Here is a 22,808-nt window from a genome sequence, read left to right on the forward strand (position 1 = left end):
TACAGCTGAAAATTCGTACATTTGTATAGAAATGTTAAAATCCCAATACGCCGTATGACAACTGAAAACCTTAATTACAACGAATCTGTAAGAGTTTCGATATTAGAAGCTGCACAGGGCTTGTTTGCTAAGTTTGGCTACAAGAAAACAACAATGGAAGATATTGCCCTTGAGCTACATAAGGGGAAGAGTTCTTTGTATTATTACTTCAAAAACAAAGAAGAAATCTTTCAAGCGGTTATTGATAAGGAACAAGGAGAATTAATCTCTAACCTAAGGGTCGTGGTGGAGTCCGATAAGAATCCCCAAGAGAAGTTGAACGATTATGTCCTGACACGAATGAAGACCATCAGTGAGCAAGATAACTATTTTAAAGCGCTCACGGATGAAAGATTTGGGGGGATTGAGTTTGTTAAGGCCGTAAAAGAAAGTACCGAAAAAGCCGAAGTTGAAATGATAGAGACTATCATTAACGAGGGGGTGGCTGATGGATCGTTTCAGATGAAGAACGTGCACATGGGCGCCATGGCCATTGCTCTTGCCCTTAAGGGTATTGAAATACCTATGTTTAAGGCCACCAATAAATATGAAGATATGGTGGAGCAGGTGCAAAATACACTCAACATTTTATTCTTTGGATTGATAAAAAGGTAAAATGTCATTGTTAATAAAGAAATAAGGCCGTATTTTACGGCCTTTGTTGTTTAAAAAAATTAAAGTATGCCTATAAAAATCCCGGATAAGTTACCGGCACGTAATGTCCTGGAAAGCGAAAATGTTTTCGTGATGGACGAATCGCGTGCAAGCCATCAGGATATTCGTCCTCTAAAAATAGTTGTTTTTAACCTGATGCCTTTAAAAATCACTACCGAGGCTCAGATTATGCGCGTACTTTCAAATACACCATTGCAGGTGGAAGTAGATCTCTTAATGACCAGCACGCACGCTCCCAAATCGACACCCAAAGAACATCTGGTCAACTTTTACAAGACCTTCGAGGAGGTAAAGGGGGATAAGTATGATGGTATGATTATTACCGGGGCGCCTGTTGAACATTTGGAGTTTGATGAGGTGACATACTGGGAGGAGCTAAAGGAAATTATGGAATGGAGCAGGCGAAATGTGACCAGCACCTTGCATATTTGCTGGGGAGCTCAGGCGGGCTTGTACTATCATTACGGGGTTCCAAAATACCAGCTCAACGAAAAACTCTTTGGGGTGTTCGAACATAAGGTGAAGGATAGGAAGGAGCCACTTATGAGAGGTTTCGATGATGTATTTTATGCGCCACATTCCCGTTTTACCGGTGTTCGCGCAAAAGATATCGATAAAATTCCGGGTATTAAAATCCTGGCGGAATCGGATGAGGCAGGAGTTCATATTGTTGTTTCGCCGGATAAGCGATTGATTTTCGTTACAGGCCATGCAGAGTACGATCCGTTTACTTTGCGCGAAGAGTATTTCAGGGATCTGGAAAAAGGGGATAATATTTCTATTCCTAAAAACTATTTCCCTAACGACGATACGTCCAATGATCCCATTGTTCGATGGAGAAGCCATGCCAGCCTGATGTTTACCAATTGGTTAAACTATTACGTATACCAGGAAACCCCTTATAAACTGGATGAAATTCACTGATTAATCAGAGGTGAATAGTCGATGGTTAGCGGTCAAAGTGCACTGAATGTTAAGTGTGGACTTTTAAACAAGAGACAAGGATATAGTTATGGTAACTAACGGATATTTTTATGTTTATGGTTTGGTTTACGAACGACCAAAAGCTGGTGACCAATGATCAAAGTATGACATTTGCCATAAATTGCAATAGTATTTTGTTTTAATTTTGATACTCATAATTTAAAAAAGCAGACAAATGAATGTTCCTGAAAATTTAAAGTATACAAAAGATCACGAGTGGATTTTAATTGAAGGCGATAAGGCAACTGTTGGAATCACTGATTTTGCGCAAGGCGAGCTGGGTGATATCGTTTTTGTTGAAATTGAAACCGAAGGAGAGGAATTAGATAAAGAAGAGGTTTTTGGTACCATTGAGGCCGTTAAAACTGTTTCGGACCTTTATATGCCGGTCAAAGGTACCGTGCTCGAAGTGAACCCTGAATTGGAAGATCAACCAGACCTAGTAAATAAAGCACCATACGAAGGTGGTTGGATGGTAAAAGTGCAAGCTGAGGATGCAGCCGATTTTGATGCGCTTTTAACGGCAGATCAATATAAAGAACTGATTGGGTAGAAACTCCAATTAACAAAGATATTTGCGCCCGGAGATTTTTCTTCGGGCTTTTTTGTCTGCGAATTTTACGAATTAACACGAATTGTTGTTGCATGACCTTGGGGATATGTTTTGGGGCTCGTAGCCAAACGTCAATTACATTCTCTAATGCTGATAACCTAAAAAAAATCCCTGCTCAAACCAACGAACAGGGATATTATTTAATTATGAGAGGTAAGTTATTCCACTACTATTTTTTCGGTAAATTCCTGACCGGCATATATAACTTGGATAAAATAGATACCAGTTCTTAAATCAGAAATATTTATGGTATTGGTAAGTTCTTTAGATTGATAAACTTTTACCTTGCTCATTGAATTGTTAAAAAAGTTAATAGTAACTCTTTCTTCAATTACATTATTAGCCATAATATTTATAGTTAAATACCAAACATATTAATGAATTAGTTTTATGAGGTTTATCAGTTTTGTGGTTTTGGTGTTGTTTGTTATATATTTTCAAAGTGGTACAGAACTGGTAGTTTTTGATAACCTGACAGCGCCTTGGACCTGACAGCATTAAATCAATAGCACAAAAAAATCCCTGCTCAAATAAATGAACAGGGATTGAATATTTTAAGTCTATTCCCGCCAAAAATAAATTTTAGGTGGCAGGATGTCGCTTCACTCTAAATCTATAAGTCTTACAATGTTCTTGAAACCTCAACTTCTTCAAAGGCTTCAATAAAGTCACCAACTTTAATATCGTTGTAGTTAGCAATGCTCACACCACACTCGTAACCCGAGGCAACTTCTTTCACATCGTCTTTAAAGCGTTTCAGTGCTGCCAAGTCACCGGTATAGATAACGATTCCTTCACGAATCAAGCGGACTTTGGCATTCCGCCTTATTTTGCCTTCCTTAACCATACAACCTGCAATGGTACCTACTTTGGTGATTTTAAATGTCTCGCGCACTTCAAGTGTAGAAACAACCTGCTCCTTGATTTCCGGAGAAAGCATACCTTCCATGGCCGATTTAAGCTCCTCGATAGCGTCGTAGATGATAGAATACAGACGGATGTCTATTTCTTCCTTCTCGGCAATCTTTCTGGCGGCCAATGACGGACGAACCTGGAAACCGATGACAATGGCGTTGGAAGCTGTGGCCAGCATGATATCCGATTCCGATATCTGACCCACGGCCTTGTGAATCACGTTCACTTGAATTTCATCGGTCGAAAGCTTGATCAACGAATCTGAAAGTGCTTCGATAGATCCATCCACGTCACCCTTAACAATAACGTTCAATTCTTGGAAGTTACCGATAGCGATACGACGGCCGATCTCGTCAAGCGTAATATGCTTCTTGGTCCTCATTCCCTGCTCACGCTGCAACTGCGTACGTTTGTTAGTGATTTCCTTGGCTTCGCGCTCGCTTTCCATCACGTTAAACTTTTCGCCGGCTTGTGCTGCACCGTTCAACCCGAGCATTAGCACCGGTTCCGAAGGACGGGCAACCTCAACTCTTTGGTTACGTTCATTGAACATCGCTTTAACGTGTCCCATATAACTGCCAGCTAAAATAATATCTCCTACCCTCAAGCTGCCTGATTGCACAAGTAACGTGGTTACGTAACCACGACCTTTATCCAGTGATGATTCAATTACCGAACCAACAGCTCTTTTCTCTTTAACTGCTTTAAGCTCTAATAAGTCCGCTTCCAACAACACTTTTTCCAAAAGTTCGTCGATGTTAACACCGTTCTTAGCAGAAATTTCCTGGCACTGGTATTTACCGCCCCAGTCTTCCACCAGATAGTTCATATTAGCAAGCTCTTCTTTAATCTTATCAGGATTGGCTCCCGGCTTATCAATTTTGTTGATGGCAAATACGATGGGTACACCAGCCGCAGAGGCGTGGTTGATGGCCTCTATGGTCTGAGGCATCACGTTATCGTCCGCAGCAACAATAATGATGGCAATATCAGTTACCTGAGCACCTCGAGCACGCATTGCCGTAAAGGCCTCGTGACCCGGAGTATCCAGGAAGGTGATTTTTCTGCCTGAATCCAGAGATACGGAATATGCGCCGATGTGCTGCGTAATACCCCCGGCTTCACCTTGAATCACATTAGCTTTACGGATGTGGTCAAGTAACGAAGTTTTACCGTGGTCAACGTGTCCCATCACAGTTACGATAGGAGAACGTTCTTCCAACAGGCTTTCATCTACCTCTTCTTCCTCTTCAATAGCTGCGGCTACCTCAACGCTAATAAACTCAACGGTATAGTCAAATTCTTCTGCTACAAGCGAAATAGTCTCGGCATCCAAACGCTGGTTGATAGATACAAATAATCCCAGACTCATACATGATGCAATAATCTGGTTCACTTGCACATCCATCATCGAAGCCAACTCGGCCACCGTAACAAATTCTGTGACCTGGATCACATTTTTTTCCTGGTGTGCCAATTCTTCCTCTGCCATTTGCTTCTGGCTGACGGCATCGCGTTTGTCTCTACGGTGACGGGAAGCTTTTGATTTACCTTTGTTGGCCGTTAACCTGGCCAATGTATCTTTAATTTGCTTTTGTACATCTTCCTCGCTAATCTCAGCTTTAACAGGACGACGATGTGCCGGTTTGCCCCTGCGCGGTCCTTTGTTATTCTGATTGCGATTATCTTGGTGGCGTTGTCCTCCCTGGCTGCCTTGTCCTCGGTTTGGCTTGCTGCCGCCTGGTCCACCAGAGCCTTGCTGTGCGCCTTGTCCTGGTTTTCTTTGTCCCTGTGGCCTTTGACCACCTTGCTGGTTGGACTTTTCGTTTATATTTACGCGTTCTTTGTCCTTGCGGATTCGTTTACGCTTTTTCTTCTTTTTATCGGCGTTGTTATCTGATTTAGTAGGGACAGTCGGTAATTTAATTTTCCCAACCACCGTTGGTCCGGAAAGTTTTTTGACAAGGGTAGGTTTAAATACGGAAGCACCCTCTGTAGTTTCTTCTTTACTACCCGCTTCTTTTTTGGCCGGTTTTTCTTCTGTTGGTGTAATATCCGTTGGTTTATCTACCTCAGCCTTTGGCTCAGTTTTCGGTTTTTCTTCCACAACAGAATCCTTCGCCTTTGCTTCTTCTTTTGAAGTTTCAGGTTTTGTGGTTTCCGGTTTTTCCTGTGTTGGCGTAGCTTTTTTCTTTTTACTTAAAGAATCTATATCGATTTTCCCGACCACTTTAGGCTCCTCAATATTTTGTTTGGCAGTTGATATATGAGGCGTTTCCACTGGCTTCTTATCTTCTTTCTTTACTTCCGGTTTTTTTGCCTCCACAGGCTTCTCCTCGGTTTTTTCATCGGGAGTAGCAGGAACGACAGGCGTATCAACAGGAGTTTCCGTTTTCGGTTCTTCCTTCTTCGGCTCCTCCGCTGTAGTTTTGGCCACCGTTTTTTTCTTGCTGAACTGGTCCAGGTCAATTTTGCCCAATACCTTAGGCTCCTCCGTTTTAGGAGTCTCAACCTTTTCAACTTTCGGTTCTTTCTTAGCTCTTTCCTGTTCCGGTTCCGGAGTTGGGGCTAAGTCCTTTCTTACATCTTCAATGGAGATGGTCTCTTTGTGAGACTTTTGTTTGCTAAGCTCTTCCGATCTTTTACGAACATTAAGGTCGGTGTTATATTCGTTTTGAATATGATTGTACATTTCATCCGACACCTTCGTGTTAGGGTTCGTTTCAACGTCGAACCCTTTTTTATGAAGGAATTCAACAATGGTGTGAATCCCTACGTTAAATTCTCGGGCTACTTTACTTAGTCTATTTGATTTGCCAACTGCCATATTGGGAATTAATGATTTACTCTAAATTCTTTACCTAAACTATTGAACTTGCAAAAATAATAGATTTATTCAAATTCTGCGCTCAATATCTTTATTACATCTTTAATGGTTTCTTCCTCAAGATCTGTTCTTTTAACCAAATCTTCAATGCTAAGGTCTAATACCGATTTGGCGGTATCGCAACCGATGGCTTTGATTTCGTCAAGAATCCATCCTTCTATCTCATCCGTAAACTCGTCCAAGCTTACATCTTCGTCGTCCACTTCCATTTCGCGGTAAACATCAATTTCGTAGCCTGTTAATTGGCTCGCTAATTTAATGTTTAAACCTCCCTTACCAATGGCAAGGCTTACTTCGTCGGGACGTAAATATACTTGTGCTCTTTTGTCTTCTTCAAAAAGTTTGATGTTGTTAATTTTAGCGGGGTTCAGCGAACGTTGTATAAACAGCTGAACATTGGTTGTGTAATTAATAACGTCAATGTTCTCGTTACGCAACTCTCGAACAATACCGTGTATCCTCGACCCCTTCATTCCAACACATGCTCCTACCGGGTCTATTCGTTCATCATACGATTCTACCGCAACCTTGGCTCTTTCGCCTGGAACACGAACAATCTTTTTTATGGTGATTAATCCGTCAAAAATTTCAGGTACTTCTAATTCGAATAATCTTTCAAGGAATACAGGGGAAGTACGCGAAACGATAATTAACGGGTTGTTGTTCCTGATCTCTACTTTAACCACTACAGCCCTTAGGTTATCCCCCTTGCGAAAAAAATCAGAAGGGATTTGCTCTGCTTTTGGCAAGATCAATTCGTTACCTTCGTCATCCTGAATAAGAATCTCTCTCTTCCAAATTTGGTATACCTCTCCGGTAATAATATCACCAATCCTATCTTTGTATTTATGATAGATATTATCTTTTTCAAGTTCTAAAATACGGGCAGATAAATTCTGACGAAGACTTAAAATTGCCCTTCGCCCAAAATCAATAAAACGAACCTCGTCGGTAACTTCTTCTCCCACTTCGTAATCTTCGTCGATCTTTTTGGCGTCCGTTAATGAAATCTGCAGGTTGTCGTCCTCTAACTCATCATCAGCAACAATTTCACGGTTACGCCATATCTCAAAGTCTCCCTTGTCCGTGTTGATAATAACATCGAAATTTTCGTCAGTCCCAAAACGCTTAATCAAAACGCTTCTAAAAGAGTCTTCGAGCACTCTGATCATAGTTGCTCGGTCAATGCTCTTCAGTTCTTTAAACTCCGAAAAAGTATCAATTAAATTAATGTTTTCCATGACTTTTTATTTGCCGGCTTGTTAAAACGAAACAATTATTTTTACCGATTTAACCTCGTCGAACTTATAGTTGTGATTAAATAACTTCAATTCTTTTTTCTTTTTCCCTTCAATTTTAACCTTTTTCTGTTCTTCAACCGAAAAATGATCTTCGTACACCTGGGTAAGTTTCCCTTTGAAAGGAGCGCTTTCAAAAGGTGTGACTTCCACTTCCCGTCCAATGTTTTTTTTGTACTGGTTTAAGACCTTTAGCGGTTGTCCCAATCCTGGTGTCGAAACTTCCAGTTCAAAATCTTCTTCTTCCCGGTCGAACGACGATTCAATCAAACGGCTTATCTGAATGCAGTAGTCAATATTAATCCCATCCATACTGTCAATCAACACCATTATCTTGTTCGTGGCAGAAACTTTTACTTCAACAATAAAACAATCATCCGCCTCGATCTTTTCCGTTATAATTTCAAGAATCTGTTCCTTTGTAATCATCGCCTATTGGTAATAAAATAGGGGACATCCGCCCCCTATCCTTAAGATATTTAGTTAAAACCGCTGCAAAGATAGTTATTATGCAGTTAATATGCAACATGTGATAAAAGCTAATGCGATATCAAGGGTTAAAATATGACTTGTACTATTTCTTTTGTTGGTTATGAGGTTGATTTAATTCCTGTTTTTCCCCATAAAATTCTATATTGCGGACATATCATTAATCATTGTTCTTTGTGGAAAGAGATTATCCATTTAATAAACTGAAAATCATAAACGATCCGGTTTATGGTTTTGTAAAGATTCCTTTTGATTTTATTTATGACCTTTTGCAACATAGATATTTCCAGCGGCTAAGGGGAATTAAGCAATTGGGGCTTACCTCTATGGTGTACCCGGGAGCCATGCACAATAGGTTTCAGCATGCGGTTGGGGCCATGCATTTGATGACTCAGGCAGTGGGTGTGCTACAGTCAAAAGGCATTAAAATAACAGAGGAAGAATCTCAGGCAGTTCATATGGCCATTTTACTACATGACATAGGGCACGGACCTTTTTCTCATGTTTTGGAACACTCCCTGGTGGAAGGAATTACCCACGAAGAGATTTCCCTGATGTTTATGGAACGGTTGAATAAGGAGTTTGAGAACCAATTAGGCCTGGCTATCGAAATATTTAAGGATAATTACGTTAAAAAATTCTTGCACCAATTGGTGAGTAGCCAATTGGATATGGACAGGCTGGACTATTTAAGGCGGGATAGTTTTTTTACAGGGGTTACAGAAGGGGTAATCGGTTCGGATAGAATAATTAAAATGCTACATGTGCATAACGACCAGCTGGTTGTGGAATCGAAGGGGATTTATTCCATAGAAAAATTTTTAATTGCCAGAAGGTTGATGTACTGGCAGGTTTACCTGCATAAAACTGCCGTGGTAGCCGAAAGTATGTTGGTGAATGTTTTGAGACGTGCCAAATATCTCATGCACAACGGTATTGGCATGTTTGCGACGCCCCATCTGCAATATTTTATGGCATCCGATGTAACATTTGACATCTTTATGAAAGACGAAACAGTATTGGAAAAATTCTCTTTGCTGGATGATGGCGATATTATGTCGGCCATTAAAATATGGACGCAACATGAAGACTTTGTATTGTCATCTTTGTCTAAAGCAATTGTAAATCGCGATTTATTGCATATTGAGTTACAAAATAAACCCTTCAATAAACAAAGAATAAAACGCATTAAGGAAAAAATAGGAGAAGAGTTTAATTTAAGTAAGGATGAAGTTGGGTATTTTGTGACTACGGATGTTATAGAAAACCATGCCTATAGCTTGACCGATGAAAAAATTAACATTTTATTTTCAGGGGGTTCTTTAAAAGATGTTTCCACTGCATCGGATATTTTAAATTTATCGGTGTTAAGTAAGAATGTAAGAAAAAACGTCCTGATTTATCCCAAATCGGTTCGGAATTGGGCCAGCAAATTATAATTAAACGGTATGGTCGAATGGTTTTAATTAAGCTTAGGTTTTTAGCCGGGTTTGAAAAATAGCCCGTGCAATGGGGTTTAATGAAGATAATATTATTAGATTTGCAGCAAATTTTTTAAAATGGAATTCTCAGCTAAGCAAATTGCAGAATTAATTAACGGGAAAGTTGTTGGAAACCCGGAAGTTACGATTTGTAACGTTTCGAAGATCGAAGATGGTAAACCCGGAACCATTTCCTTCTTAGCCAACCCAAAATATACAAAGTACATATATGATACCAAAGCCTCCGTGGTTTTGGTAAACAACTCTTTTATACCGGAAAGGGAGGTGCAAGCCACCATGATTAAAGTGGAGGATGCATATACTTCTGTTGCCAGGTTAATGCAGATGTATGCTGAAATGAAGCCGCGTAATACGGGTATCGAAGAACCATCGTTTATTTCAGAATCCGCTACCTTGGGAGATTTCCCATACGTAGGTGCTTTTGCTTATATAGGAGATAATGCAAAAATTGGTAACAATGTGAGTATTTATCCCAATGTGTATATAGGCGACAATGTTACAGTAGGTGATAATTGTATTTTATATCCTGGAGCTAAAATATATCACGAATGTGTAGTTGGTAATAACTGTATTTTGCATGCAGGATCGGTTGTGGGTTCAGATGGATTTGGTTTTGCACCTCAAGCGGATGGTGAATTCACCAAGATTCCTCAGCTTGGAAATGTGGTGCTGGAGGATGATTGTGAAATTGGAGCAAATACAGCTTTAGATAGGGCTACGATAGGCTCAACCGTTTTGAAGAAAGGTGTTAAGTTGGATAACTTTGTTCAAATTGCACATAATGTAGAAGTGGGCGAGAATACGGTAATTGCCGCAATGTCGGGGGTGGCGGGTTCAACGGTAATTGGAAAAAACTGTATGTTTGGCGGACACTCGGGCGTTGTGGGACATTTGAAAGTGGCTGATGGAGTTAAGATGGGTGCTTATACCGGTATTGCCGGTAACGTAAAAGAAGAAGGTGCGGTACTCAGAGGTACGCCGGCTTTTGAGGCCAAAGCTTTTGCGCGGTCCTGGGTAGCCTTAAAAGGCCTTCCGGATCTGGTGAAGGAGGTACGCGAGCTAAAACAAGAAATAAAAAAATTAAAAGGCGAAGAATAAACTATTCAAATACGAGTAGTTGTTTGGCGATGAAATTTTTAATATGGTAGAAAATCAGAATACACTGGCAAATAAAGCTACCCTTAAAGGTACGGGGTTGCATACAGGAGCAATGGTAACTATGGTGCTTAACCCTGCGCCTGAAAATCACGGGTTTAAGTTTAAAAGAACCGATCTTGAAGATAAACCCATCATAGATGCATATGCCGAGAACGTTACTTATACACAAAGAGGGACGGTACTGCAAAAGAAAGATGCCTCGGTAAGTACGATTGAGCATTGTTTAGCGGCATTGCGCGGTTTAGGGGTAGATAACTGTTTGATAGAGGTCGACGGACCTGAGATTCCTATATTGGATGGTAGCGCAAAACATTTTGTGGCAGCTATCAAAGAGGTAGGAATTCAACCCCAACAAGCGGAAAGAAAATATTTTGTGGTGAAAGAAAAAATGGTTTTCGAAGATAAAGAAAAGGGCATCAAGCTGGTTGCCATGCCTGATGATTCTTTTAATATCGACACCATGATTTCATTTGATAACTCAGTGTTTCTGGGAAGCCAGTTCGCGTCGCTATCTTCGTTAAAAGATTTTGAGGAAGAGGTTAGTGCCTGCCGTACTTTTGTTTTTCTGCACGAGGTTGAAATGCTAATGCAACATAACCTGATTAAAGGAGGTGATCTTAAAAATGCAATTGTAATTATAGATAGAGATGTAACACAAGAGGAACTGGATCGGTTGGCTGACTTATTTCATCAACCCAGAGTGGAGGTTAAACCCATAGGGATCTTAAATAACCTGGAGCTGGAACATCATAACGAACCTGCCCGCCACAAACTGCTGGATGTGATCGGGGATTTGTGTTTGGCGGGCTTACCCATCAAGGGTAAGATCATAGCCACCCGTCCGGGACATCAGTCCAATGTGGAATTTGCCAAACTAATTCGCACCGAAATCAGGAAGCAAGCCAACAAACCGGAAGTGCCCCATTACGATCCCAACAAAGAACCTATTTGCGATATCAATAAAATAACCAGTATGTTACCACATCGCTATCCATTCTTGCTAGTGGATAAGATCATCGACATACAGGAAGATTTTGTGGTGGGAGTTAAAAATGTGACGTTGAACGAACCATTTTTTCAAGGGCATTTTCCAACAGAACCCGTTATGCCGGGTGTATTGTTGGTAGAAGCTATGGCGCAGTGCGGAGGAATATTTGTGTTAAACCAAGTAGAGGATCCTGAAAATTATTCCACCTATTTCATGAAGCTGGATAACATTAAGTTTCGTAAGAAAGTGGTGCCGGGCGATACGGTTATTTTTAAACTGGTATTGCTAACACCGATGAGACGGGGTGTGGCTAATATGAAAGGTACCGCGTTTGTCGGTGATTCGGTGGTTGCGGAAGGTGAATTTATGGCCAATGTAGCACGCAACAAAGTTTGAAAGAGCTAAGGTACTGGAATGATAGAAAAGTCGATTCCCGTTATTTCCGTATTTAAATCAAGTATATATCAATTCGTTAAGCATTACGGGCAATTAATAGCTTATTATTTTTTTTATTAGGATTCTTCGATTATTTTCGCAGCTGGAAAAATTGGGAAAGCGTATAAAACTTAGGTACTAAAACCTAAATATGAACGACATTATTGAATTAGGAGAGAAACCAACAGCTCAGTTGGAGCGCGAACAGTTGGAGAAAAGTAAAACGAAACACATGAAACAACCATTGGCATACATCCACCCTGAGGCAAAAATAGCGCCTAACGTGGTAATTGAACCCTTTGTTACCATCGACAAAAACGTGGTCATTGAGGAAGGAACCAGAATTGGTTCCAACGTTACTATTTTAGAGGGGGCAAGAATTGGTAAAAACTGTAATATATTTCCGGGAGCGGTTATTTCAGCAATTCCTCAGGACTTGAAATTTGCCGGTGAAGATTCTGTAGCTATTATTGGCGACAATACTACCATTAGAGAATGTGTTACCGTTAACCGGGGAACCGCTTCAAGGGGAAAGACCGTGGTAGGAAGTAATTGTTTGTTAATGGCGTATGTACACATTGCCCACGATGTTATAGTTGGAAATAATGTGATAATAGCCAATGCCACCCAGGTGGCAGGGGAAGTTCGAATAGATGATTATGCCATTGTGGGCGGTTCTTCAGCCGTGCATCAGTTTGTTCATATTGGGGCGCACGTAATGATACAGGGTGGTGCCTTGTTAAGCAAGGATGTGCCTCCTTACGTAAAAGTGGGTAACACCAAAATGTCATATGGTGGTATCAACTCTATCGGTTTGCGAAGAAGGAGCTACACCAATGAACAAATTACAGGAATCCAGAATATTTATCGGGTTCTGTACCAAAGCGGATTGAACAACTCGGATGCCATAGATAAAATTGAGGCTGAATTACCAGCCTCCAAAGAGCGCGACGAAATTGTTTTGTTCGTGAAAAACTCGCAAAGAGGAATTATCAAAGGGTATGCGTCAGTTTCTGAAAGATAGAATAAACCTTAGTTAAAGATATTAAAAACCGGTCTGATGAAAATTAGATCGGTTTTTTTTATGGAATAATATGAACGTGGGCATCCTTCATACAGAACAAACTTTTAAAATATTAAGTTATGAAGACAACGTTATTATTATTCGGTTTTTTGGGCCTGTTTATAGGGGCGCACGCAGCAAAAGTGATTTCAGGTATTGTGTACGATGAAACTAAAACTCACTTACCTGGCGTTTCAATTGTTGAAAAGGGCACAACAAATGGAACCACCACTAATATGGATGGTGAGTTTACTTTATCGGTAAGAAGCGAGAATGCGATTGTACGTTTTATGTTTATTGGGTGTCAAACACAGGAAATAGCCGTTAAAGGAAAAGATAAACTTGAGGTTGTTTTAAAAGCTGATATAGTTTCAATGGATGAAGTGGCAGTGGTTGGATTTGGTAAACAGAGCAAAAAAGATATAACAGGTGCCTTAAGCGGCAGGGTTGCTGGTGTTAGTGTGAATGAATCAAGAGAAAGCGGACAAGCGATTAGGATAAGAGGATATTCTTCTGTATCGAAGAGCAAAACAGCTTATTGTCTCCCTCCGCAACCATATCCGGTTTCAACCGAGGATTATGCCTCGTTTAACGAAAATAAATTTTTGGATCCCAAGGCAGAACCGCTTTCTACTTTCTCGGTAGATGTGGACCGGGCATCATATTCAAATGTACGCAGGTTTATTAATCAAGGTTCGTTGCCGCCAGTCGATGCGGTGCGTATTGAGGAGATGATCAACTACTTTAACTACAACTATGCCGGCCCTAAAGATAATCACCCATTTGCCATTCATCAAGAAGTTGCTGCGTGTCCTTGGAACGAGCAGCACTACCTAATGAAAGTGGCACTTCAGGGCAAGCGCATGGAGAAAGAAAACCTACCACCTTCGAACCTGGTATTTTTATTGGATGTGTCCGGCTCCATGCGGGCGGCCAATAAATTGCCATTGTTAAAATCCGCCCTCAAAATGTTGGTCAACGAACTCAGAGACGAAGATAAGGTGTCGATAGTGGTTTATGCCGGAGCTGCAGGCGTAGTTTTGGAGCCAACATCCGGTAACGAAAAAAGAAAGATTATTGAAGCACTGGATAAATTAAATGCAGGTGGCTCAACGGCAGGTGGAGCCGGACTTAAACTGGCTTACAAAATGGCGCACAAAAATTTATTGGAAGAGAGCAACAACAGAATAATTCTGGCGACCGATGGTGATTTTAACGTAGGCGTGAGCAGTAACTCCGAAATGGAAAAACTGATTGAAGGTGAGCGTGATAATGGAATATTTATAACGGTTGCCGGATTTGGAATGGGCAATTATAAAGACAGTAAAATGGAGATTATTGCCGATAAAGGAAACGGAAATTATTTTTATATCGATAATATTCAGGAAGCCCGTAAAGCATTGGTAGAAGAGTTTGGCGGTACTTTGTATACGATTGCCAAGGATGTGAAATTTCAACTTGAATTCAACCCAAGGCATGTGGCAGGCTATCGTTTAATTGGTTACGAAAACCGCTTGTTAAACAAAGAGGACTTTAACGACGACAAGAAAGATGCTGGCGAAATCGGAGCAGGCCACACAGTGACTGCGTTATACGAAATTATTCCTTTAGGAGCGGAGGATATCAAGGATTATGTGCCCGGTGTGGATGCCTTGAAGTATCAGGCCTATAAGAAAAAGGAAATCCAGGGAAATAATACATATTCCGATGAATTGCTCACCTTAAAGTTGCGCTATAAGCAACCCGATGCCCCAAAAAGTACGCTGTTGGTTGAAACCGTTAAAAACAAAGTGCTTTCGTACCAAAAATCTAGTTCCGATTTTAAATTTACGGCTTCGGTTGCTGCCTGGGGAATGAAACTCCGCAATTCCGACTACATTGAAAACGTAAATTATGATGATATAATAAAGTGGGCCAAAGCTTCCCGTTCGGAGGATAAAGAAGGATATCGGGCCGAAATGATCAGGTTAATGGAATCGGCGCAGGTACTCGCTGACGCCGTAAGTTTACGATAGATTACCGCTATTATATGGGTAGATGACTTAAAATTTGATGTATATTAATAACCTTTACCAAAGTTTTAAACTTTGGTAAAGGTTATGTAAGCAATTGACTAATTAAAAAAATAGCCTTAAATTTCGAGCTTAAGTAAATTGTTGATAATTAACTTGAACCAAAATTTTTAATCGAACCAAACTTTTAAAACCATGAACTCATCAACTAAAGTGTTTATAACTGCTGTTATATTGCTATTTGGAACCAGCATCTATGGTCAGTACGGAATCACTTATTACTCCTTTCACAACTTATCATTTCACACCTATCTTACGAAGATTAAAACCAACGATTTAACGGGGGAAATAAAGATCGGAACCAACAGGGAGTTTGAAGATATTACCGCAGAGTTGGATTGCTTTTTAAGGTTCGAAGAAAAAGAATATCACCGATTTTCAGTAGGCATGGGTTTTTTGATAGAGCCATTCACCAAATACGATTCCGATTTTGGATTTGTCTTTCCTGGTTCTGTCGAGGTTTTTCCGTTTCAGGGATTTAAGAAAGTATCATTTTTAATAGAAGCCGCACCTTTATTTTATACTGATGGTGAAACAAACTTAAGAAGTATGATAGGGGTGAGGTATTGTTTTTACTAATAAAGAACCGTAAATAGCTACATTACACAACGTTTTTTAAGAGGAGGAGAGTTGTAAGAATGGCATGTATAGTTTAAGTTGTAAGAATCAAGCAACCTTTATAATTATTCTGCGTCTACGACATAACAAATCATCAAATTTTCCATAATCATGAAGACAATCATTCTTCTAGCGCTATTATTTGTAGGCTTTGCGTTGCAAGCTCAAGAGGCTATAACAAAATCAAGAAAGTCCCAGATCGGTTTCATCTACTCTTCGTTAGGAGACAATGTTGTTTCGGGTGACGCATTAATAGGTGGACCTAGCTACGATGGGGATGGGTTTTTTACTATAGGAATTAGCTACCTTAAGCCTTTAAGCAATTGGTTGGATTTAGAAACTGGAATAGATTATTCTGAACACAAGATTTCTGTTAGTAATGCTCCAATGCCCGGGAAAGTATATAACTCTCGAAGAGAAATGTATTTAATTCATGTTCCTGTTGCCCTAAGAGCCATTTTTTTAAAGTACTTTTATGTAAATGGAGGTATGCTATTAGGAATGGATATAAGCGATAATAGTCCAATTGATTCGCAAGGTGGTATTGGTGCTTTATTTGGATTGGGAGCAAAATATGATTTTAATAATGGGTTAGGAGTTTTTGTCAATCCTTATACAAAATTCCATGCCTTGTTGGGATTTGGTCTGGATAATAACCGAAAAAGAATTAATGAGTCGGGATTTAGATTTGGGGTAGTTTTTTGAAAATAAAAGCAATCCCAATTAATTTAAACTAATTTGCAACCATCTTTATTTTTAGTTGTCATTGAACCGTAATAAAACTGATAATTGAATTTAATCTTTTGAACCAGAGAAAAGATGGACACTATAAAAATACTTATCCTCTTAATAGGTATCACATTTCTTTTTGAGAATAAAGCAAGGGGTGATAACGAATCGCCTACCGACAAAGACTTGGTTGTGTTGAGCGGACATATAAAAGATGGAGCCACTGGTGAGTTGCTGATTGCGGCCACCGTATATTTCAAAAACCTGAAAACGGGTACCGTATCTAATCTTTACGGTTTTTACTCGTTTAGCGTATCTGCCGGAACATATGAAGTTGAATTTATATATCTGGGATATAAAGCGGTTGCCAAGACCATAGAAATAACCGGTAATACCACCTTAGATATCGAGCTTTTTGCAGATACGGAGACCATTGAAGAAGTGGTGGTGACCTCAAAAAAGGCCGATGCCCATGTGCGCGATCCGCAAATGAGTGTTCAGAAATTGCAAAACAAAGATATAAGGGCGGTACCTGCCTTGATGGGCGAGGTAGATGTAATAAAAGTGCTGCAGTTGATGCCCGGGGTTCAGGCAACCAGTGAAGGCTCGAGCGGTTTTAGTGTGCGGGGAGGTAATCCCGATCAAAACCTGATATTGCTGGATGAAGCTATTGTTTACAATGCAGGTCATATGTTAGGGTTTTTCTCGGTTTTTAATAACGATGCCATCAAGGATGTGCAACTTTACAAAGGAGATATTCCTGCACGGTATGGCGGACGTTTGTCTTCGTTGGTGGATGTGCGGATGAACGATGGCAATAATAAATATTGGGAAGGCAACGGAGGTATTGGTGTCATTTCATCCAGGTTAACGCTTCAAGGGCCTGTTGTTAAAGATAAAACATCGGTTATTTTAAGCGCACGACGTACCTATGCCGATATGTTTTTGCCATTGTTCGGAAACGAGGACAATAGGGACAACAAAATATTTTTTTACGATATCAATGCCAAGATAAAACATGTGATCAACAACAATAATCGGGTGTATCTGAGCTTTTACACCGGGCGCGATGTATTCAAAGAAACACGCTCCAGTATCGATTACGGTAACCAAACTTTTACACTTAGGTGGAACCACGTTTACAACCCTAAGTTGTTTTCGAATATAACGCTGGTAAACAGCAACTACGATTATCACCTGGAAGCCAATGACGAGACTTCCGGTTTTAGGTGGGACAGTAAACTGACCGATTATAGTTTGAAGATTGATTTTAACTATTATCTGAATCCCAACAATACCCTTAGTTTCGGGGGGCAGAGCATTTATCATGGGATGGAACCGGCAACGGCCATGGGAACAGGAGATAATGCCTTGATGAACAGAATTGAAGTTCCGGATGCCAATGCGCTGGAACATGCTTTGTACATCGGCAATTCGCAGAGTATAGGGCGATGGGGCTTAAGATACGGATTGCGATTTTCAGGCTTGCAGAATATTGGTCGTGGTACCGTCTATGCATTTGACGAAAACTACGAGGAGATCGACAAAAAAGAATACGAATCAGGCGATGTTTATAACAGTTACTGGGGATTGGAGCCGCGGTTTGGATTGTCGTATATGCTCAATCACGTTACTTCGTTAAAAGGAAGCTATGCCCGCACCCGTCAATACCTGCACCTGGCCAGTAATTCCACTTCCGGAACCCCGCTGGACGTTTGGTTTATGTCGTCACCAAACATTGAGCCGCAGATAAGTGATCAGTTCTCGGTAGGGTATTTTAAAAACCTGTCGGGCAATACTATTGAAACATCGGTTGAGCTCTTTTATAAGGACATGCAAAATACCATCGATTTTAAGGATCATCCGGACTTGCTCCTGAACGAAAAAATGGAAGGAGAATTAAGGATTGGTAAGTCATGGGCTTATGGAGCCGAGCTGTTGGTAAAGGTAAAAAAGGAAAAGTATAATGGTTGGATTGGCTATACCTGGAGTAGGTCGTGGAGGGAGATTCCGGAAATAAACGAAGGCAACAAATATCTTTCACCATATAGCCGAAACCATGATATCTCGGTTGTGCTTAACCGAAAGGTAGGTAAACGGGGTCATCTGGGGATGAACTGGATATATACCAGCGGTTCTCCAATGACAGCACCAACAGGTAGAATGTTTGTGGGGGGCGATATTATCCCCATTTATTCGTCACGAAACGAAGAAAATATGCCCGATTATCACCGGATGGATATTTCGTATACGCTTAAAGCCAAAAACAAAAAGAACAGAAAATGGCAGGGGGAATGGAATTTTTCTCTGTACAACGTATATGGGCGTAAAAACGCCTGGTCTATTTACTATGAGCAGGATGATGACAATCTTTATGAAATCAAGGCGCAGAAAACCTATCTTTTTCAATATGTTCCATCTGTTACCTATAACTTCAAATTTTAAGTCATGAGCAAGATACTTTATCTTACAGTTATATTCCTGGTAATATCCATGCTTGGGTCCTGTACCGAAGAAATTGAGATGGATTTTAAAACGGATAGGCCGCAGTTGGTGGTAGATGGTTTTTTTACCGATCAGGCGCAGGAGCACTTTGTTAAACTGTCGATTACTTCCGAGTTTCAACGCGATAAGCCGAGCCCGCCGGTATCAGGGGCTGTGGTTACTTTAACGGATGGGCAAAACGAAATTACCTTAAGCGAGCTTTCAGGGGTGCAGGGGACTTATGTAATTCCCAGATATTACATTGGGGTTTATGGCAAAACTTACACCCTGAATATTTCAAATGTGGATGTGAACAATGATGGTGTTACAGAAGAATATGAGGCCAGTAACGCGATGAACCCCATTGCCCCAATTGATTCTATATTTCTGGATTGGACCACCACGCAAGGGCAAAAGCAATGGCAAATACTCTTGTTTACTCAGGAACCTGAAGAAACAAAAGAGTACTATGCTTTTACGGCTTATTTGAATAATGAACTGATCACACCTCAATTATCGGAAATAGAGTATGCCGACGATAAGTTTTTTAACGGGAATGATGTGAATGGCGTATGGGTACAGAGCGTTGTAGAGGAAGATAATGACGGCGACCTAACCGGTAATTTCCTGAAGGAAGGTGATTGGGTAAAACTGGAGATGCAGAGCATCAACAAGGATTACTACGATTTTTTACTGGCTGTGGATGAAGAAACAGGGATACAGGTGCCATTGTTTAGTGGGCCGCCAGCAAATGTCCCTACCAATGTGAGCAACGATGGCAGAGGTTTTTTTAGGGTGTATTCGTTGGTACAGGACTCTATTCGGGTTACCGAGGACATATTGGCCAGAAGAAAATGATAATAAGAAAACTACTTTGGCTGTTAAATTAGTTTAACCAGATTAATTTCTAAGTTTTCGTGATGGGAACGCAAAATGCATAGAGAAAAAATGAAGCGTAAATTTTTAGTTCGCAGTAATAGTGATCTATTTCGAGAACTATAAATTCAGCATTTATCTTTTATCACAGTAAATTGTGTTCGTAATAGAATTTCTAATGCATATTGCGGGATTAATCACAATTGCACGGCTTTATTAAATGCGAGGGGTGTTTGATAAGGAAATCTTTCAAAACGCCTACCCTTAGGTCTAAAAATCAATATAGTTTATTTTTTTGTGGTTTATGTCTAGTTTATGTTGGGTGCAAAAATAGGCCTGTCGTGTTTTTATTCAACAGCTCAGGTTAATTGAAATCCTTGATTTGCCTATACTTGTATTCATAACAACATTGAATATTTTTAAATCAAGACAGAATGAAAAAACTACACTACTTGTTTTTGGTTCTAACAGTTGCTTTTATGGCTTGCCAGAATCAACACAACAAATTCGAGAGAGAAACAGACTTTAATTTTGGGTGGAAGTTCGCCTTACAAAACGATACTGCTATACCTTCCCAGATTCCAATGGCCGATGCGGATTGGAGAGAGGTGCGTTTGCCGCACGATTGGAGTGTGGAAGCCTCCTTTGATTCAACACTTGAAGGCTGTACCGGTTATCTGCCCGGAGGGGTGGGGGTTTATCAAAAACATTTTGCCACTCCCGGCCATAAGGATGAGAAAAGCACCTTTGTTTTATTTGATGGTGTGTATAACAACGCCACTTTTTGGTTGAATGGAAAGCGTCTTGGAGAAAATCCTTACGGTTACTCCCCGGTATATTTCGATTTAACCGACCACCTAACTACCGATGGAAAAGATAATGTACTTACAGTACATGTTGATCATTCACGTTATGCCGATAGCCGTTGGTACACAGGAAGCGGCATCTATCGTCATGTAAAGTTATTGGCCCTGGATAAACTGCACATTCCTGTTTGGGGTACTTACTTAACTACGCCGGAAGTGGCAGCCGATAAAGCAACGGTAAGGCTGGAGGTGACCGTTGAAAACGATTTGGATAAAGAAAGCGCATTTATTCTTTCCACCTCGTTGGTGGATGCAAGTGGTGCCGCTGTTGCCAGTGCCAATACGGATTGCAGCCTAAAAGGAAGCAACAAAAATGCTTTCATTCAAAATTTCGTGGTAAAAAATCCTGCCCTGTGGTCACCGGAAACACCTTACATGTATAAAGCCATTACCAAAGTGATAAAAGATGGTGCTGTTGTAGATGAATATGACACCCCATTCGGAATCAGAAGTGTTCGTTTCGAAGCGAAGAAAGGTTTCTTCCTAAATGGAAAATTTACAGATGTGAAAGGGGTTTGTCTTCACCACGATGGAGGATTGGTTGGGGCAGCCGTTCCCCGGGGAGTGTGGGTTCGCCGGCTGAAAGAACTCAAAGCGTGTGGCGTTAATGCCATCCGTACCGCGCATAATCCATATTCTAAGGAGTTTTTGGATTTATGTGATGAAATGGGTTTTTTGGTGCAAAATGAAATCTTCGATGAATTTGATTATGCCAAAGATAAACGTCAGAACTACCACGATCGTCACGACGACTATATAACCCGAGGTTATGTGGAGCATTTTCAGAAATGGGCCAAGAGCGATTTGACGCGTCAGGTACTTCGCGACCGTAATCACCCCAGTGTATTTATGTGGAGCATAGGCAACGAGATTGAGTGGACTTATTTACACTATCGCTATGTTACCGGTTTTTGGAAAGATCCAAACGATCCGCAGAACTCAGGTGCATACTGGGGAAGCGAACCAATGTTTTCCCCGGAAGAAATGAAGAAACGTTACGATGAATCGGAAAAGGGAGAATATATTTTGACCGAAACAGCCGAGAGACTCAATAAGTGGGTAAAAGAGCTGGATCCAAGTCGGACAACCACGGCTAATTTAGTGGTGCCGCAAACCAGTATGGTCAGCGGATATGCCGATGCTGTGGACGTAGTAGGTTTTAGCTACAGGAACAAGGATATCGCCTGGGCTCAAAAGCACTTTCCGAATAAGCAGGTTACTATTAACGAAAATCCGGGTACCTGGGACGATTGGAAACAAGTGCTGGAAAACCCGGGGGTATTCAGTAATTTTATGTGGACGGGTATTGGTTATATCGGAGAGCGTCATGGCGACTGGCCTTCGAAAAGTGGATGGTCCGATCTGTTGGATATCGCAGGTTTTAAAGTTCAGGGATGGAACTATTTTAAGAGTATATGGATCAATAAGCCACATATTTCTATTGGCACCCTGCCATTAAAGGAGTCGGGATTTAAAATTTCGGGGTTCTCGGCACAACAGCTTCCTAATAACAATGGATCGTACCGTTGGAGGGATTCAAGAATGCATTGGAATTACAAAAAGGGGGAAAAGGTAATGGTGGAAGTTTGTTCTAACCATTCTATTGTTGAGCTATTAATAAATGGTCGCACCTTGGGGCGCAAGAGTATGTCCGAGTGCCCTGACCGCATATATCGTTGGACCGTTCCGTTTGAAGAAGGTACACTAACGGCAAAAGCCGGTTTTGACGGAGAAGAGATTATTGCAGAACTTCATACGACTTCTGAGCCTGTTGGCATAACATTAACTGCCGACAAAACTAACTTGCAGGCCGATGCCTACGACGTAGCGCATTTAGTTGTTCAGTTGGTGGATGCAGAAGGACGTGCAATAAAAACAGAAAATGTAAAGGTAGATTTTGAAATTGAGGGAGATGTGCGTTTATTAGGTGTGGATACCGGAGCCGACGATAATATTCAGGATTTTCAATCGAACACTATTGTAACCAATAAAGGTAGGTGTTTGGCGATTGTTCAATCGAATAAAACAAAAGGTAATGTAACAGTAAAGGCTAAAGCAAATGGCTTTGAAACACGGGCAGTAGTGATAAATATTCGGTAAACTTTATTATACGGCAT

General features: G+C 40.7%; 17 protein-coding genes. 13 read left to right on the plus strand and 4 right to left on the minus strand.

Annotated elements, in window-relative coordinates; genetic code table 11:
• Positions 1–54: 54 nt before the first annotated feature.
• The 3 genes from ACT29I_RS15140 (at position 55) to gcvH (ending at position 2,251) form a co-directional block, all read left to right on the plus strand.
• Positions 55–654 carry a TetR/AcrR family transcriptional regulator gene (locus tag ACT29I_RS15140; protein WP_430933754.1) on the plus strand — a complete coding sequence of 200 codons (600 nt, stop codon included), beginning with the start codon at positions 55–57 and terminating at the stop codon, positions 652–654.
• A gap of 66 nt (positions 655–720) precedes the next feature.
• Positions 721–1,638 (plus strand): homoserine O-acetyltransferase MetA, encoded by a 918-nt coding sequence (gene metA / locus ACT29I_RS15145; RefSeq protein ID WP_430933755.1) that lies wholly within the window; start codon positions 721–723, stop codon positions 1,636–1,638.
• A gap of 235 nt (positions 1,639–1,873) precedes the next feature.
• On the plus strand, positions 1,874–2,251 hold the full coding sequence (gene gcvH, locus ACT29I_RS15150) for a glycine cleavage system protein GcvH (protein WP_430933756.1): 378 nt from the start codon (positions 1,874–1,876) through the stop codon (positions 2,249–2,251).
• A gap of 218 nt (positions 2,252–2,469) precedes the next feature.
• Here the strand turns inward: gcvH and ACT29I_RS15155 are convergent, their stop codons facing one another.
• From ACT29I_RS15155 to rimP, 4 genes are all read right to left on the minus strand, one after another.
• Positions 2,470–2,658, minus strand: coding sequence for a T9SS type A sorting domain-containing protein (locus ACT29I_RS15155; RefSeq protein WP_430933757.1), 189 nt, complete (start codon positions 2,656–2,658; stop codon positions 2,470–2,472).
• 275 nt (positions 2,659–2,933) lie between these two features.
• A complete protein-coding gene (infB, locus tag ACT29I_RS15160) occupies positions 2,934–6,053 on the minus strand; it encodes a translation initiation factor IF-2 (RefSeq protein ID WP_430933758.1) in 3,120 nt (1,039 codons plus the stop codon).
• A 65-nt stretch (positions 6,054–6,118) separates the two neighbouring features.
• Positions 6,119–7,354: a transcription termination factor NusA gene (gene nusA, locus ACT29I_RS15165; RefSeq protein ID WP_430933760.1), complete on the minus strand. Its 1,236-nt coding sequence runs from the start codon at positions 7,352–7,354 to the stop codon at positions 6,119–6,121.
• Positions 7,355–7,375: 21 nt separating this feature from the next.
• Positions 7,376–7,840: a ribosome assembly cofactor RimP gene (rimP, locus tag ACT29I_RS15170; RefSeq protein ID WP_444793862.1), complete on the minus strand. Its 465-nt coding sequence runs from the start codon at positions 7,838–7,840 to the stop codon at positions 7,376–7,378.
• A 236-nt stretch (positions 7,841–8,076) separates the two neighbouring features.
• On the opposite strand from rimP, the gene ACT29I_RS15175 reads away from it, so the two are divergent.
• The 10 genes from ACT29I_RS15175 to ACT29I_RS15220 all read left to right on the plus strand — a co-directional run bounded on the left by ACT29I_RS15175 (position 8,077) and on the right by ACT29I_RS15220 (position 22,791).
• A complete protein-coding gene (locus ACT29I_RS15175) occupies positions 8,077–9,339 on the plus strand; it encodes an HD domain-containing protein (RefSeq protein WP_444793863.1) in 1,263 nt (420 codons plus the stop codon).
• A gap of 120 nt (positions 9,340–9,459) precedes the next feature.
• Positions 9,460–10,500, plus strand: a complete 1,041-nt coding sequence (lpxD, locus tag ACT29I_RS15180) for a UDP-3-O-(3-hydroxymyristoyl)glucosamine N-acyltransferase (RefSeq protein WP_430933763.1) — start codon at positions 9,460–9,462, stop codon at positions 10,498–10,500.
• Positions 10,501–10,543: 43 nt separating this feature from the next.
• On the plus strand, positions 10,544–11,944 hold the full coding sequence (locus ACT29I_RS15185; RefSeq protein ID WP_430933764.1) for a bifunctional UDP-3-O-[3-hydroxymyristoyl] N-acetylglucosamine deacetylase/3-hydroxyacyl-ACP dehydratase: 1,401 nt from the start codon (positions 10,544–10,546) through the stop codon (positions 11,942–11,944).
• 271 nt (positions 11,945–12,215) lie between these two features.
• Complete coding sequence (gene lpxA, locus ACT29I_RS15190; protein ID WP_430933826.1) at positions 12,216–13,007, plus strand: acyl-ACP--UDP-N-acetylglucosamine O-acyltransferase; 792 nt, start codon at positions 12,216–12,218, stop codon at positions 13,005–13,007.
• A gap of 119 nt (positions 13,008–13,126) precedes the next feature.
• Entirely contained in the window at positions 13,127–15,061 is a 1,935-nt protein-coding gene (locus tag ACT29I_RS15195; protein WP_444793864.1) for a YfbK domain-containing protein, read from the plus strand.
• A 192-nt stretch (positions 15,062–15,253) separates the two neighbouring features.
• Entirely contained in the window at positions 15,254–15,697 is a 444-nt protein-coding gene (locus ACT29I_RS15200) for a hypothetical protein (protein ID WP_430933766.1), read from the plus strand.
• Positions 15,698–15,847: 150 nt separating this feature from the next.
• Complete coding sequence (locus ACT29I_RS15205; RefSeq protein WP_444793865.1) at positions 15,848–16,441, plus strand: hypothetical protein; 594 nt, start codon at positions 15,848–15,850, stop codon at positions 16,439–16,441.
• Between the two features lie 114 nt (positions 16,442–16,555).
• Positions 16,556–18,910 carry a TonB-dependent receptor gene (locus ACT29I_RS15210; protein WP_444793866.1) on the plus strand — a complete coding sequence of 785 codons (2,355 nt, stop codon included), beginning with the start codon at positions 16,556–16,558 and terminating at the stop codon, positions 18,908–18,910.
• Between the two features lie 3 nt (positions 18,911–18,913).
• The gene (locus ACT29I_RS15215) at positions 18,914–19,807 is read left to right on the plus strand and encodes a DUF4249 family protein (RefSeq protein WP_430933769.1); all 894 of its coding nucleotides are present in this window, start codon (positions 18,914–18,916) and stop codon (positions 19,805–19,807) included.
• A 452-nt stretch (positions 19,808–20,259) separates the two neighbouring features.
• Positions 20,260–22,791, plus strand: coding sequence for a glycoside hydrolase family 2 TIM barrel-domain containing protein (locus ACT29I_RS15220; protein ID WP_444793867.1), 2,532 nt, complete (start codon positions 20,260–20,262; stop codon positions 22,789–22,791).
• Positions 22,792–22,808: the final 17 nt, after the last annotated feature.

It is taken from the genome of Saccharicrinis sp. GN24d3, from assembly GCF_052400645.1.
In the GTDB taxonomy this organism is placed as follows: Bacteria; Bacteroidota; Bacteroidia; order Bacteroidales; family Marinilabiliaceae; genus Saccharicrinis.

Excerpts from the sequence above, each read along its gene's own strand:
- ACT29I_RS15140 (WP_430933754.1), top strand. The coding sequence starts at position 55 with ATGACAACTGAAAACCTTAATTACAACGAATCTGTAAGAGTTTCGATA.
- metA (WP_430933755.1), top strand. The coding sequence starts at position 721 with ATGCCTATAAAAATCCCGGATAAGTTACCGGCACGTAATGTCCTGGAA.
- gcvH (WP_430933756.1), top strand. The coding sequence starts at position 1,874 with ATGAATGTTCCTGAAAATTTAAAGTATACAAAAGATCACGAGTGGATT.
- ACT29I_RS15155 (WP_430933757.1), bottom strand. The coding sequence starts at position 2,658 with ATGGCTAATAATGTAATTGAAGAAAGAGTTACTATTAACTTTTTTAAC.
- infB (WP_430933758.1), bottom strand. The coding sequence starts at position 6,053 with ATGGCAGTTGGCAAATCAAATAGACTAAGTAAAGTAGCCCGAGAATTT.
- nusA (WP_430933760.1), bottom strand. The coding sequence starts at position 7,354 with ATGGAAAACATTAATTTAATTGATACTTTTTCGGAGTTTAAAGAACTG.
- rimP (WP_444793862.1), bottom strand. The coding sequence starts at position 7,840 with ATGATTACAAAGGAACAGATTCTTGAAATTATAACGGAAAAGATCGAG.
- lpxD (WP_430933763.1), top strand. The coding sequence starts at position 9,460 with ATGGAATTCTCAGCTAAGCAAATTGCAGAATTAATTAACGGGAAAGTT.
- ACT29I_RS15185 (WP_430933764.1), top strand. The coding sequence starts at position 10,544 with ATGGTAGAAAATCAGAATACACTGGCAAATAAAGCTACCCTTAAAGGT.
- lpxA (WP_430933826.1), top strand. The coding sequence starts at position 12,216 with ATGAAACAACCATTGGCATACATCCACCCTGAGGCAAAAATAGCGCCT.
- ACT29I_RS15195 (WP_444793864.1), top strand. The coding sequence starts at position 13,127 with ATGAAGACAACGTTATTATTATTCGGTTTTTTGGGCCTGTTTATAGGG.
- ACT29I_RS15200 (WP_430933766.1), top strand. The coding sequence starts at position 15,254 with ATGAACTCATCAACTAAAGTGTTTATAACTGCTGTTATATTGCTATTT.
- ACT29I_RS15205 (WP_444793865.1), top strand. The coding sequence starts at position 15,848 with ATGAAGACAATCATTCTTCTAGCGCTATTATTTGTAGGCTTTGCGTTG.
- ACT29I_RS15210 (WP_444793866.1), top strand. The coding sequence starts at position 16,556 with ATGGACACTATAAAAATACTTATCCTCTTAATAGGTATCACATTTCTT.
- ACT29I_RS15215 (WP_430933769.1), top strand. The coding sequence starts at position 18,914 with ATGAGCAAGATACTTTATCTTACAGTTATATTCCTGGTAATATCCATG.
- ACT29I_RS15220 (WP_444793867.1), top strand. The coding sequence starts at position 20,260 with ATGAAAAAACTACACTACTTGTTTTTGGTTCTAACAGTTGCTTTTATG.